This is a genomic window from Chryseomicrobium imtechense, from assembly GCF_041475995.1.
Taxonomy (GTDB): Bacteria; Bacillota; Bacilli; order Bacillales_A; family Planococcaceae; genus Chryseomicrobium; species Chryseomicrobium aureum.
This window is the reverse complement of sequence record NZ_JBGOBM010000010.1, coordinates 1-11,079: the sequence shown is the minus strand read 5'-3', so window position 1 is coordinate 11,079 and position 11,079 is coordinate 1. Positions and strand designations below refer to the sequence as shown.

The 11,079-nt window shown below is 42.3% G+C and carries 13 protein-coding genes; 11 read left to right on the top strand and 2 right to left on the bottom strand.

Going from position 1 to position 11,079, the window contains the following annotated elements:
* The first annotated feature begins 117 nt into the window (after window positions 1-117).
* The 6 genes from AB5N96_RS10075 to AB5N96_RS10050 all read left to right on the top strand — a co-directional run bounded on the left by AB5N96_RS10075 (window position 118) and on the right by AB5N96_RS10050 (window position 5,457).
* Entirely contained in the window at window positions 118-462 is a 345-nt protein-coding gene (locus AB5N96_RS10075; protein WP_499705434.1) for a zinc ribbon domain-containing protein YjdM, read from the top strand.
* 18 nt (window positions 463-480) lie between these two features.
* Window positions 481-1,446 (top strand): Gfo/Idh/MocA family protein, encoded by a 966-nt coding sequence (locus AB5N96_RS10070; RefSeq protein ID WP_499705433.1) that lies wholly within the window; start codon window positions 481-483, stop codon window positions 1,444-1,446.
* A gap of 215 nt (window positions 1,447-1,661) precedes the next feature.
* Window positions 1,662-2,012 carry an ArsR/SmtB family transcription factor gene (locus tag AB5N96_RS10065; protein WP_392455014.1) on the top strand — a complete coding sequence of 117 codons (351 nt, stop codon included), beginning with the start codon at window positions 1,662-1,664 and terminating at the stop codon, window positions 2,010-2,012.
* 14 nt (window positions 2,013-2,026) lie between these two features.
* A complete protein-coding gene (locus AB5N96_RS10060; RefSeq protein WP_499705432.1) occupies window positions 2,027-3,325 on the top strand; it encodes an arsenic transporter in 1,299 nt (432 codons plus the stop codon).
* Window positions 3,326-3,339: 14 nt separating this feature from the next.
* On the top strand, window positions 3,340-3,762 hold the full coding sequence (gene arsC / locus AB5N96_RS10055) for an arsenate reductase (thioredoxin) (protein ID WP_392455011.1): 423 nt from the start codon (window positions 3,340-3,342) through the stop codon (window positions 3,760-3,762).
* A 75-nt stretch (window positions 3,763-3,837) separates the two neighbouring features.
* A complete protein-coding gene (locus tag AB5N96_RS10050; RefSeq protein WP_499705431.1) occupies window positions 3,838-5,457 on the top strand; it encodes a Na/Pi cotransporter family protein in 1,620 nt (539 codons plus the stop codon).
* Window positions 5,458-5,486: 29 nt separating this feature from the next.
* On the opposite strand, the gene AB5N96_RS10045 is transcribed toward AB5N96_RS10050, so the two are convergent.
* A complete protein-coding gene (locus AB5N96_RS10045; protein ID WP_499705430.1) occupies window positions 5,487-6,029 on the bottom strand; it encodes a recombinase family protein in 543 nt (180 codons plus the stop codon).
* 107 nt (window positions 6,030-6,136) lie between these two features.
* Between AB5N96_RS10045 and AB5N96_RS10040 the strand changes: the two genes are divergently transcribed.
* From AB5N96_RS10040 to AB5N96_RS10020, 5 genes are all read left to right on the top strand, one after another.
* Entirely contained in the window at window positions 6,137-7,600 is a 1,464-nt protein-coding gene (locus AB5N96_RS10040; RefSeq protein ID WP_499705429.1) for a SulP family inorganic anion transporter, read from the top strand.
* A gap of 18 nt (window positions 7,601-7,618) precedes the next feature.
* Window positions 7,619-8,035, top strand: a complete 417-nt coding sequence (locus tag AB5N96_RS10035) for a universal stress protein (protein WP_499705428.1) — start codon at window positions 7,619-7,621, stop codon at window positions 8,033-8,035.
* A gap of 115 nt (window positions 8,036-8,150) precedes the next feature.
* Window positions 8,151-8,474 carry a PadR family transcriptional regulator gene (locus tag AB5N96_RS10030; protein WP_499705427.1) on the top strand — a complete coding sequence of 108 codons (324 nt, stop codon included), beginning with the start codon at window positions 8,151-8,153 and terminating at the stop codon, window positions 8,472-8,474.
* Entirely contained in the window at window positions 8,471-9,559 is a 1,089-nt protein-coding gene (locus AB5N96_RS10025; protein ID WP_499705426.1) for a DUF2812 domain-containing protein, read from the top strand. Before AB5N96_RS10030 ends, AB5N96_RS10025 begins: the two co-directional genes overlap by 4 nt.
* Before the next feature lie 201 nt (window positions 9,560-9,760).
* Window positions 9,761-10,774 (top strand): S66 family peptidase, encoded by a 1,014-nt coding sequence (locus tag AB5N96_RS10020; protein WP_499705425.1) that lies wholly within the window; start codon window positions 9,761-9,763, stop codon window positions 10,772-10,774.
* A 99-nt stretch (window positions 10,775-10,873) separates the two neighbouring features.
* Here AB5N96_RS10020 and AB5N96_RS10015 read toward each other — a convergent pair.
* Window positions 10,874-11,079, bottom strand: a 206-nt coding sequence (locus tag AB5N96_RS10015; protein WP_499705424.1) for a hypothetical protein, incomplete at its 5' end; no start/stop codon positions are given.

Genomic DNA, 11,079 nt, shown 5'->3' with positions numbered 1-11,079 from the left:
GGCCGCTTTTGCGGCTCTTTTTTTGTGGGTGGGGGGTTACGCAGACATTGACGACTCCCCGCCAACCACTCGGTGTGCTACACTTAGGAAAACGAAATAAAAAGGAGTCTACACATCATGACAACGCAACTTCCTGCCTGTCCCCAGTGCCAATCACCCTATACATACGAAGATGGGGATTTACTTGTCTGCCCAGAATGTGCGCATGAATGGCCAGCTACTCAAACGACTGAGAATACTGAAACATCCATCATCGCAAAAGACGCGAACGGAAATTTGTTGACAGATGGAGACGCTGTGACGGTCATCAAAGATCTGAAAGTAAAAGGAAGCTCGTCCACTTTAAAGCAAGGGACCAAGGTTAAATCCATTCGATTAGTGGAAGGGGATCACAACATCGACTGTAAAATTGATGGCTTTGGAGCAATGAAATTAAAATCTGAATTCGTGAAGAAACTTTAGGAAGGGGAACGATTCTCTATGACAAAGCAACTAAAGATTGGCGTCATCGGAACAGGGATGATGGCAGAGCGTATGATGAACAGTTTTATGAATCATCCTCGTTTACAAATAAACGGTATATGTGATGTAAATAAAGAACGCGTTCAATTTTTAGCAGAAAACTTCCAAACAACAGCCTATACTTCGCATCAAGAGCTGTTAGACACTGAAGAACTCGATATCGTGTATGTGGCAGTTCCTCCAAAGTGGCATCATGAAATAGCAACTGCTGTACTTCAAAAAGGACTACATATTTTATGTGAAAAGCCGCTTGCCAATTCTGTAGAGGAAGCAGCGAACCTATTGAAACTCGCGCAACAAAAAGGCGTCGTGAGTGCGATGAACTTCCCACTGAATTTTGAAGAGGGGACACGTCAATTTGAAAAATTGATGCATGAAAACTACGTAGGGAAATTACGCCGCGTAGAGCTTCGCATGGAATTTCCGAATTGGCCGCGTCCTCGTCAGCAAAATAGTTGGATCAGCACACGTGAGCAAGGTGGATTTGTCTTTGAAGTTGCAGGTCACCTCGTTCAACAGATTTTGCGTACATTTGGACCTATCACAGAGGTTACTTCCGATTTAGAACTTCCCGAAGATCCCACTCTATCGGAAACAGGGATTGTCGCGACGATGCAACTGGCTTCTGGAGCAAAAATCTACTTTAACGGGATTGCGGGAACAGCCGGTACATATAGTCAAGACATCGAGTTATCTGCGTACGGCACAGAAGGGACTGTAAAACTCTCGAACTATTCCAATCTCACAGTGGGTAAAATCGGTGAAGACATGACATCGTATCCACTTGAAGACAACGTTCGTGTAGATGAACTTCTAGATGCATTTGTAGCAGCGGTAGACGGTCAACCAGCCGAGCTCTACGATTTCCAAGTAGGGTACGATGTGCAAGTGGTATTAGAGAAATTACGTAAAGTAAAGAACTAAACAAAAGGTCGCTCACTACTCCACAGTGGGCGACTTTTTTATAGAATAGTGACGCATTTTGTCACATTTCCTTCTTATATATATAAAACGTAAATTTGGGACTTGATAATTTCATATAATAAGAGCATTATGATAGGGAATCAATCACTATTCAAATAAGTGTTGACTAATATAAGTATATGATTATATAATTTCTTTAGATGGAGGTTTTACCTATGCAAACAATTCACCATCAGTTATCGATTGACCATATGTCCCAACTTCTAAAACTGATCAGCGATCCAACTCGCCTTACGATGTTAAAGGTTATGCAAACAGCACAATGTTGTGTGTGTGAGTTCGTGGAAATGTTCGACATCAGCCAACCGGCCATTAGTCAACATTTGAAAAAGTTAAAAGATGGAGGGCTCGTTCACGAGAAGCGAAACGGCCACTGGATTTTCTATTCTCTTAATCCAGACTATCCTCATGCAGAGATGCTTGAAACTGTATTAGACGCAGTATCTAGCCAATCCGCTCGCCTCGATGAACTAACGAAAAAAGGGTTACGCGTTAGCTGTAATTAGAGAGGAGCCTATCCGTGTTTTTAGCCATTGCTGCAGCGCTCATCTTCTTGGTGACGCTGCTTTTTGTTATTTGGCAACCAAAAGGGTTGTCCATCGGGTGGTCCGCAACTGTTGGAGCCATCCTTGCTTTACTTGTTGGAGTCGTTGATTTTGGCGATGTCCAAGATGTAACTTCTATTGTATGGAATGCAACACTTACCTTTGTTGCATTAATTTTGATTTCGCTCATTCTAGATGAAATCGGATTCTTTGAATGGGCAGCGTTACATATGGCCCGCATAGCAGGCGGAAATGGTCTGCGTATGTTCATTTATGTAATTCTTCTTGGTGCCGTTGTTGCAGCGTTATTTGCGAATGATGGGGCAGCGCTTATTTTGACTCCAATTGTTCTTGCGATGGTCCGAAATTTGAAATTTGAAGAAAAGATGATTTTTCCATTTATTATGGCAAGTGGATTTATTGCAGATACGACATCACTACCACTCGTCATCAGTAACTTGGTAAACATTGTATCAGCAGATTTCTTTGGCATTGGTTTTATTGAATACGCAAGCCGCATGATTGTTCCGAACTTTTTCTCATTGGGTGCGAGTATTCTCGTACTGTACTTGTTCTTCCGAAAAGATTTGCCAAAGAACTACAATATGTCAGATCTCAAACAACCAGTTGAGGCTATCAAAGATCACCGCATGTTTCGCATCTCATGGGTAGTGCTTGCCGTATTACTTGTTGGATACTTTGCTAGTGAGCCATTACACATTCCTGTTTCGTTTGTAGCAGGAACTATAGCTATAGTTTTCTTGATCCTGGCGCGCCGCAGTCCAGCAGTTCATACAAAAGCTGTTATTAAAGGTGCACCATGGGCTATCGTATTCTTCTCGATCGGAATGTATGTAGTTGTCTATGGTCTACGTAATGCAGGATTAACGGCTGTTTTGACGGATGTGATTCAGTGGACAGCTGACCAAGGACTATTTGCTGCGACAATCGGAATGGGCTTCATCGCTGCGATTTTATCGTCTGTTATGAACAACATGCCAACTGTAATGATTGATGCACTCGCGATCGCAGACACGAACACAACTGGAATTGTGCGCGAAGCATTGATCTACGCAAATGTGATTGGTTCGGATTTAGGACCAAAAATCACACCAATCGGTTCTCTTGCGACATTATTGTGGTTGCACGTGTTGAGCTTGAAAGGTGTCAAAATCTCTTGGGGTACTTACTTTAAAGTCGGAATCATTCTAACGATTCCAACGCTATTCATAACACTAGTTGGACTTTATATTTGGTTACTAATCATCTACTAAGAGGAGTGTTCAAGATGGAAAAGAAAATCATCTACTTTTTATGTACAGGAAATTCATGCCGCAGCCAGATGGCCGACGGTTGGGCAAAGAAGTATTTAGATAGCAGTGAATGGGAAGTATACAGCGCAGGAATAGAAGCACATGGTGTGAATCCTAAGGCAATCAAAGCAATGGAAGAGGTGGGCGTCGATATTTCGACACACACTTCTGATATCATTGACCCAGATTTGTTGAACCGTGCAACAATTGCTGTTACACTATGCGGGGACGCAGCAGATAAGTGCCCGATGACTCCACCATCTGTTCGCCGTGAGCACTGGGGATTCCCAGATCCTGCGAAAGCGACAGGGACGGACGAAGAAGTATGGGCCGTTTTCCAAGATGTGCGTGACGCGATTGGCGAGCGCATTGAAGAATTTGCGAAAACAGGAAACTAAACAGTAGCCGAGAGAGTTCTCTCGGCTTTCCATTTGTTGTTAATATAAGTTTTTACTTATTCTTAGGAGGCGACAATGAGTACGCAAGAAGTGATTTTTTATTTTCTAGGTGGTTTGGGGATTTTTCTTTTTGGAATTAAGTTTCTAGGAGACAATCTACAAAAGATAGCTGGTGATGGTCTTCGCAATATGTTGGACCGGTTTACTACAAACCCGATAAAAGGTATGCTCGCTGGTATTTTTGTGACGATTTTACTTCAAACAAGTACAGGGACGACTGTCTTGACGATTGGACTTGTTAACGCCGGATTTATGACGCTCCGTCAAGCGATTGGTGTCATCATTGGAGCGAACATTGGGACGACGGCAACAGCATTTATTATCGGAATCAATATCTCAGAATATGCTCTTCCAATTGTAGCGCTCGGAAGCTTTATGATCTTCTTCTTGAAGTCTGAAAAGATTCGAAATGTAGGCCGTGCTATTTTAGGATTTGGTGCCTTATTCTTAGGATTGAACTTCATGAGTGATGGCTTGTATCCACTTCGCGATGCACAGATTTTCCAAGACCTAACGATATCTATGAGTGACAATCCATTATTAGGTGTGTTAATTGGGACTATCTTTACAATGACGATTCAAAGTTCGTCAGCAGCTATTGGATTACTCCAGACGTTGTTTGCACAAGGAGCAATGACGCTCGATGCAGCACTACCCGTCTTGTTTGGAGATAATATCGGGACGACGATTACAGCAGTATTAGCAGCACTTGGCGCATCGATTACAGCAAAACGTGCCGCTCTTGTCCATGTTATCTTTAACGTCATCGGAACGGTCATTGTATTGATCTTATTGAGTCCATTCACAGCACTTGTGCAGTTCTTGCAAGGTCGATTAGATCTAAACCCTGAAATGACAATTGCCTTTGCACACGGTATATTCAACATCTCAAACGCTTTGATTCAACTTCCGTTTGTAGCGGTACTTGCTTGGATAGTTGTCAAAGCAATACCAGGTGAACAGAAAGTGGTCAGTCATAAAGTAGAGCATTTGGATGAAAAATTCATTTCTCAATCTCCGTCGATTGCAGTTGGTCAAGCGCAGAAGGAAGTATTGCGCATGGCAGAGCTTGCAGAGCAGGGACTTGAGGAGACGATTGCATACTTTAAAACGAAGAAAACGTCTCATCGGGATTACATCGTTCAATATGAATTAGCGATTAACAACTTGGATCAAACTATCTCAGATTATTTGATCAAACTCTCGTCTCAGCCGCTTTCAAAGCAGGATTCGGAGCTTCATCAGGTGCTACTTAATACGATTCGAGATATCGAACGAATCGGAGATCATATGGAAAATATCATGGAATTAACAGACTATAAAAAGTCGAAAAAACTCGACTTTACAGAGACAGCAGATGCTGAAATCGAAGAGATGTTTGAATTGGTGCGTACAACATTCCGCCAGTCAATCCGCTCGATTGAGATTCATAGTAAAGAAGAGGCCCGTGGTGTCGTTGAGAAAGAGAATGAAATCGACCGTATGGAACGTGTCCTTCGTAAGAATCACATCGTGCGTGTGAACGAAGGTGCTTGCACGGGTGCAGCAGGAATTGTATTTACCGATATCGTCAGCAATTTGGAGCGAATCGGAGATCACTCTGTCAATATCGCTGAAACTGTTTTAGAAGGATAAGGAAAAGAGAGGCCGCGGCCTCTCTTTTTTTAATAGTCTTCATTCAAATAACGGTACAGTGTAGATTTACTGATGTTGGTCATTTCTTTGATTTGCTTAAGTGTGTACTCACCACTTGTGTAAAGTTCAATTGCTCGGTTCACATTGGCGTCTTTTTTTCGAGGCCGACCCGTGGCAACACCTCGCTCTTTTGCTTCTTCCATTGCGGCCTTTGTCATGAGGCTAGTCGATTCTGTTTGGAAGAGAGCAAGTAAGTGAACGATTTCACTGAATGAGTGGGTAAGTGATCGGTCGATTTGGATACTTTCCGTTACAAAGTGAAGAGACACTTTTTTCTTTGTAAACGTTTCAAGTAATGCACGTAATTGGTTTAGAGATTGTGCGAATGTTGTCAACGAGCTTGTATAGACCTGATCTCCTTCTTCTAACAGGTCAATCATCTCGGCAAGTTGATCGTTGAGACGATACGATTCCTCTGTGAAGAGCTGGTCAATTTGGATAGTTGAAAGTAGAGCTAATTGTTGAGAAATGTCTTCTTCACCGGGAAGTGAACGAATATAGCCGTATTTCATATGAGTCATCCTTTCAGAAGTGAATCTTTGTGTTTCAAAAGGGTTCCTTTTTGGAACTACAAATGCTACACTGATTCAAGCATTTGAAACATGAAGAGGTGTAGAACGTGATTACAAAATTAAAACAAGAATGGTTCGGAAACGTCCGAGCCGATATTTTAGCTGGAATTGTCGTGGCACTTGCCTTAATTCCAGAGGCTATTGCATTTTCAATTATTGCAGGTGTAGACCCTATGGTGGGGCTTTACGCATCTTTTAGTATAGCAGTGATTATCGCATTTGTCGGGGGCAGACCGGGAATGATTTCAGCTGCGACTGGTGCAATGGCGCTATTGATGGTACCACTAGTTCGCGACTATGGATTAGATTATTTATTAGCAGCGACGATTTTAACAGGTATCATACAGATTCTATTTGGTGTCTTTAAAGTGGCGAAGGTGATGCGTTTTGTCCCACGTGCGGTGATGATTGGATTTGTGAATGCATTAGCCATCTTAATATTTATGGCACAAGTGCCACACTTTTTAGGGATTAGCACAATGACATACGTATTTGTGGCTATTACTTTAGCAATCGTATACATCTTGCCGCGCTTCTTTACAGCGATTCCCGCATCGCTGATTGCTATTGTGGCTTTGACTGCACTGGTGATTTTCTCTAGTATCGAGCTTCGAACAGTTGGGGATCTCGGGAACATTTCTCAAACACTTCCGAGCTTCTTTATTCCAGACGTTCCATATACATTTGAGACACTTCAAATCATTTTTCCGTATGCACTCGCACTTTCAATAGTTGGATTGTTAGAGTCTCTATTAACAGCTCAAATTGTTGATGATATGACAGATACGGGAAGCGATAAAAATAAAGAGTCCCGTGGACAAGGAATTGCCAACTTCGTGACAGGTTTCTTTGGGGGTATGGCGGGCTGTGCGATGATCGGCCAATCCGTTATAAACGTAAAAAGTGGAGGGCGCGGCCGGCTTTCGACATTTGTTGCTGGAGCACTTTTGATGTTCTTGATTATCGTAGTAGGAGATCTTGTCGTGCAGATTCCTATGCCAGTGCTTGTTGGAATAATGATTATGGTATCGATTGGTACATTTGATTGGGGTTCCTTCACATATCTGAAAAAAGCACCACGTACAGATGCGATTGTTATGGTTGCGACAGTAGGGATTGTCGTGATTACACATGATTTATCAAAAGGTGTTTTCGCAGGGGTACTCTTAAGTGCCATCTTTTTCGTGGCGAAGATCTCGAAGTTACAAGTTGAGAAAGCATTATCAGGAGAAGACATTCACTATTCAGTTCGAGGTCAGTTATTTTTTGCATCTGTTGAAGATTTTGTAGCAGGGATTGATTTGACGGAACGCGAAAGAACTATCTACATCGATTTCACGGAATCCCATGTATGGGACGATTCAGCAGTTGGTGCAATCGATAAAGTAGTGATGAAGCTTCGTCAGAATCAAAATGAAGTTGTGTTAAAAGGATTAAATGCTTCAAGTCGGAAGATAGTAGAGAAACTTGCGATTTATGACCAAGCGAGTGCTAAGTTGTCGACACATTAATCAAAGGAGATGTCGCATATGTATAAACATATTGTTTTAGCAGCTGATGGCTCGGAGAATTCTGTTCGTGCTGCGCAACATGCATTACTGATGGCTAGGCAAGGGGCAGAATTAATCGAAGTGGTAGTGGTAGCTGACTTTGCAAAAGCGAAGCAAGATGTTTTGCACGCAGAAAGTCGAGAGTCCCTTGATTATGAGAGACGCCAAAAGGTGCGTGTGATTGAAGAATTATTGCAGCGTGAAAAGATAGTGTATGAGGTGAAAGTCTTACATGGTGATCCTGGTCCAACACTTGTCGACTATGCAAATAGCCAAAATGTTGATTTGGTCATAATCGGTAGTAGAGGCCTAAACTCCCTAGAAGAAATGGTATTAGGTAGTGTGAGTCATAAAGTTGTGAAACGTGTAAAGGCGCCAGTTTTGGTTGTGAAGTAATGAGCGAGAGTCCACAAATTATTTGTGGGCTTTTTTCTATTTACAAAAAAAGGTTGCCTCATTATGTCGCGTCGTGATATAGTCGAGATACGACATAGTGAAGGTAGGCAATAAAATGGATAAACGGGTGAAACGATACTTACCTATGACAGAGTCAGCATTTTATATTTTGCTTGCTTTGACAGAACCTCGGCATGGTTACGGGATCATCAAACAAGTAGAAGAGATGACTTCTGGGCGCCTCAAGCTCGGGTCCGGAACGATTTACGGGACGCTGACAAAGATGCAGGATGACGACATGATTACAGTATATGCGGATGAAAAACGCAAGACGATTTATGAAGTGACGGATATCGGCAAGCAGATTTTGCAATTGGAGTTCGACAGATTGGATGAACTCCATGCCAACAAAGAGCGGTATAAGGGGGAGTTTGAATGAAGACATTTCGACCACTGTGGAGTTATCGAATCGAACAAACAGAAAGCTGGCTCGCAGAAAAAGCGTCAGATGGGAAACGGCTCGTAGCCATGAATCGCTGGACACGCATGTTTACATTTGAACAACAACAACCTGCCCAACGCGTATATCGCCTCAATCGAAATAAAAAAACCACTTTAGGCCTTTCGCGCTTAGAGGAAAAAGGATGGGCTGCGGATGTCCAGGAGAAGGAATGGACGATTTTGTCGGCTGAAAATCCTACGTTGTATCCGGTGCGTGACGAGTTGCTCCAACGTACACAGCGCCATTTATATGTATGGATATTTTTAGTTTGGATGCATTTAGTAACGACGTCTCCGATTTTCATAGCGGGCATGGTAGTGGGAGAGAGCATGTTCAATTGGCTGCCTTTTACCATCTTATTTACAGATACGGCTCTATTAATCGGATGTTTCTACTTGATCAGAAAACACCTTAACTTCCAAAAGCGAGAGATGGGAATGGGAGCAGATGCGATTCGTGGCCAGAAGAAGCATTACCGAATTTATCTAGGCTGGTTTTATGATCTTCCGCAGTTAGAGAAGCGGCTTGAACGAAAGGCGTGCGAAGGTCTCATTCTTTCAAAGGTCTATTCTGTTATTTTTGTTTTTGTAGAACAAGAACCTGAACTTCGCTCCTATCAATGTACGTTTGAATATAAAGTGAAATCGTCCTATTTCTCTACGTTTAAAGAAATGGGCTGGCACTTGCATTTTAGTACGAAAGTCAGTTTCATGCATTACGCGATTTGGTCGATGGCCTATGACCATGAAGAGGAGAAGCCTTTGATCTCGTATGTAAATGAAGAGAGATTGCGTAATTTAAAAAGAGCCTATCGCTTTCATCTGGGAATCAGTGTCTACTTGATTTTACTCATGGTACTTAATTTGACTTTGAATCGTGCGATTGATGTGCCTTGGTTCGAACTTTCATTTATGAGCATTCTACAAGTACTTTTATTCCTATTCTTAATTTTATGGACTTGGCAGACATGGAAGATTACAAAAGGCTATTTTGTTCAAAAAAATCAATTACTAGCAGACTGAGGAGCAGGGGGATTTCGCATGAAAGACGATTTTGTTGTTCGGACTATCACCAGATATTTTTACACTTCCAAGTGATAGAGATGAGTCGCTCACGTTTTCACATGTAGTGCTTCAGATATTGACTGCCTTTTGGGTGCTGCTTCTCTTTAAAGTTGTAAGAAGTTACTTTCATTATCGCAAAACATTGAAGGAGGAATTCGAGTGATCAAGTATCCGAATTTAGTCGATCACGCCACAATCGGTGTGACTTCGCCATCATCTGGTGTTGAAAAAGAACTTCATCACCTGATCCATTCCGCAAAAGAACGCTTTGAGAAAGAAGGGCATGTCCTTATTACCGGCGATACGGCTTGGACACAAGATAAAGCAAAGTCTGCACCTGCTATAGAGCGTGCTGCGGAGTTCACGTCAATGATGCAAAATCCTGAAATTGATATGATTTTACCGCCATGGGGAGGGGAGCTGCTCATTGAAATTCTCGAGCATATTGATATAGATGTCCTGCCTGCAAAATGGGTTCTTGGATATTCGGACACGAGTCTCTTGTTGTTTACGATAACTTTGAAAACAGGCATTGCGACTGCACATGGAGTGAATCTTGTTGATTTGCGAGGCGAGTATTCAGATCAAACGACCGCGATGTGGAAACAAGTGTTGATGACAAGGCATGGAGAGTCGGTTGCGCAACATTCATCTGAGAAGTATCAGTTAAAGTGGGATCATGCCAATCCGACGCCTTGTGTTTATGACTTAACTGAGCCAACTGAGTGGAAGACAACTTCAGACGAAGCCGTTCACATGGAAGGTCGTTTATTAGGAGGCTGCATCGATATTATCCGTAATAGTGTTGGGACTCCATTTGGTGACGTTGCAAATTTCCAAAATAGATTTTTGAACGATGAGCCAATCCTTTGGTATTTTGAGAATTGTGATATGGAAACGACGGATCTTCGGCGTGCATTGGTACAAATGAAGCTTGCAGGTTGGTTTGATAATACATCGGGAGTTTTATTTGGAAGAAGTCCTGCAAATGGACCTGTTGAGAACTATACTGTGGAAGATGTATATCAGGAATTAGCTCAAGAATTGCAAGTGCCAGTGGTTTACGATATCGATTGTGGGCATGTTCCTCCTCAGATGACGTTGATCAACGGGGCCCATGCAGTAGTGCACGTGGCTGATGGTAAAGGAACTGTGGTGCAGACGTTTAAGTAAATGATTCAGTTAGACCGAGTGAAAGAGTAGAGTGCCATGAGCGAAATCGCTCATGGTTTTTTGTTCGTTGGGCAGTTCATGGTACTTAATGATCAACTTTTACTGTTTAGTGATGCACTTTTCCAAAATGGTGATGTACTTTTGTGATTTGCTGCTGGGATGAGAAGGTTCTGCTGTACTTTGAACGTATTGTGATGCACTTTTCCAAAATGGTGATGTACTTTTGTAATTTGCTGCTGGGATGAGGAGGTTCTGCTGTACTTTGAACGTATTATGATGCACTTTCCTGAAATGGTGCTGTACTT

Coding starts and splice junctions, on each gene's coding strand:
- AB5N96_RS10075 (WP_499705434.1), top strand. CDS start 118: ATGACAACGCAACTTCCTGCCTGTCCCCAGTGCCAATCACCCTATACA.
- AB5N96_RS10070 (WP_499705433.1), top strand. CDS start 481: ATGACAAAGCAACTAAAGATTGGCGTCATCGGAACAGGGATGATGGCA.
- AB5N96_RS10065 (WP_392455014.1), top strand. CDS start 1,662: ATGCAAACAATTCACCATCAGTTATCGATTGACCATATGTCCCAACTT.
- arsC (WP_392455011.1), top strand. CDS start 3,340: ATGGAAAAGAAAATCATCTACTTTTTATGTACAGGAAATTCATGCCGC.
- AB5N96_RS10050 (WP_499705431.1), top strand. CDS start 3,838: ATGAGTACGCAAGAAGTGATTTTTTATTTTCTAGGTGGTTTGGGGATT.
- AB5N96_RS10045 (WP_499705430.1), bottom strand. CDS start 6,029: ATGAAATACGGCTATATTCGTTCACTTCCCGGTGAAGAAGACATTTCT.
- AB5N96_RS10035 (WP_499705428.1), top strand. CDS start 7,619: ATGTATAAACATATTGTTTTAGCAGCTGATGGCTCGGAGAATTCTGTT.
- AB5N96_RS10030 (WP_499705427.1), top strand. CDS start 8,151: ATGGATAAACGGGTGAAACGATACTTACCTATGACAGAGTCAGCATTT.
- AB5N96_RS10025 (WP_499705426.1), top strand. CDS start 8,471: ATGAAGACATTTCGACCACTGTGGAGTTATCGAATCGAACAAACAGAA.